Below are 1,466 nucleotides of genomic sequence, written 5' to 3'. Positions count from 1 at the left end.
CAAGCCGCAGCTGCTCGAAACCCTCGTCGCCGCCTACGGATTCGATCTGCCGGAATTCGTCGTCGAGCAGGAGATCGACATGGCGGTCAACAACAAGGCGCGCGAACTGAGCGAGGACGAACTCAAGGAGCTGCGCGAGAACGCCGACAAGCTCAAGGAATTCCGCGAGCAGTTCCGTGAAGAGGCCGAGCGCTCCGTCAAGGCGACCTTCCTGATCGACGCCCTCGCCAAGGCCGAGAACGTCACGGTCGGCGAGCAGGAGGTCATGCAGACGATCTACTTCGAAGCGATGCAGACCGGCCAGGACCCGCAGGCGGTCTACGAACAGTACCAGAAGAGCGGCTATCTGCCGGCGATCCAGATGGCGATGGTCGAAGACCGCGTCCTGGGCAACCTGCTCAACGCCGTCATGGAAACGCCGGAAGAGAAGACCGAAGAGAAGCAAGAAGAGAACGGATGAGCTACATTCCCTACGTCATCGAGAAAAGCGCGCGCGGCGAACGGTCCTACGACATCTACTCGCGCCTGCTGAAAGACCGCATCATCATGCTCAGCGGCGAGGTCAACGACGCCGTCGCGTCGACGATCGTCGCGCAGATGCTCTTCCTCGAAGCCGAAGATCCCGAAAAGGACATCTACTTCTACATCAACTCCCCCGGCGGTGTCGTCACCTCCGGGATGGCGATCTACGACACGATGAACTACATCCGCCCCGACGTCGCCACCATCTGTATCGGCCAGGCCGCCTCGATGGGCTCGTTCCTGCTCAGTTCCGGTGCCAAGGGCAAGCGCTTCGGTCTGCCGCACGCACGCATCATGATCCACCAGCCGCTCGGCGGTGCCCAGGGACAGGCGACGGACATCGAGATCCAGGCCAAGGAGATCCTGCGCATGAAGAAAGAACTCAACGAGATCCTCGCGAAGAATACCGGCCAGACCCTCAAAAAGATCGAAAAAGACACCGACCGCGACTTCTTCATGAGCGCCGCGGAAGCCAGGGACTACGGAATGATCGACGAGGTCCTGGTCAAGAACGCAACGAAATAGGATCCCGGGCTTACGGCCATGACGCTTCCGATCATCACCTATCCGGACAAACGCCTCAAACAGATCTCGGCCCCGGTCGGGACCTTCGACGCAAAGCTGCACACTTTCCTCGATGACATGTACGAAACGATGATCGCCTCCAACGGCATCGGGCTTGCCGCCATCCAGGTCGCCCGACCCGTCCGGGCGCTGATCGTCAATCTTCCGGACGACGAAGGCGAACAGCACAAAGCGGAACTGCTGGAGGTCATCAACCCGAAGATCGTCGAAGCCGACGGCAGCACCTTCTATCAGGAAGGCTGCCTCAGCGTCCCGGGCTTCCTTGTCTTTGCAGGCTTTTTCTATTGCATCGGCTGCGGCCTGTTTCCTGGCCTTTTCTTCCCCTTCCCGGCGCAGTTCATCCTCGCGCTCTTTCTGTT

At 60.0% G+C, this 1,466-nt stretch carries 2 protein-coding genes and 1 pseudogene; all 3 read left to right on the top strand.

Annotation, left to right across the window (positions count from 1 at the left end; all coding sequences use genetic code 11):
• Window positions 1–460 (top strand): annotated as a pseudogene (locus tag AC30RD_RS09215) (trigger factor); the annotation flags it as partial.
• Window positions 457–1,047 (top strand): ATP-dependent Clp endopeptidase proteolytic subunit ClpP, encoded by a 591-nt coding sequence (gene clpP, locus AC30RD_RS09210; RefSeq protein ID WP_489494237.1) that lies wholly within the window; start codon window positions 457–459, stop codon window positions 1,045–1,047. The pseudogene AC30RD_RS09215 and the gene clpP, both read left to right, overlap by 4 nt.
• A gap of 18 nt (window positions 1,048–1,065) precedes the next feature.
• Window positions 1,066–1,466 (top strand): peptide deformylase (locus tag AC30RD_RS09205; RefSeq protein ID WP_489494235.1); only part of this gene is annotated, 401 nt, incomplete at its 3' end.

The organism is Nitrosophilus sp. (assembly GCF_982775275.1).
This window is presented reverse-complemented; position numbering and strand designations above follow the sequence as displayed.

Bases quoted from the DNA above. Each gene is read 5' to 3' on its own strand.
- clpP (WP_489494237.1), top strand. From the start codon at position 457: ATGAGCTACATTCCCTACGTCATCGAGAAAAGCGCGCGCGGCGAACGG.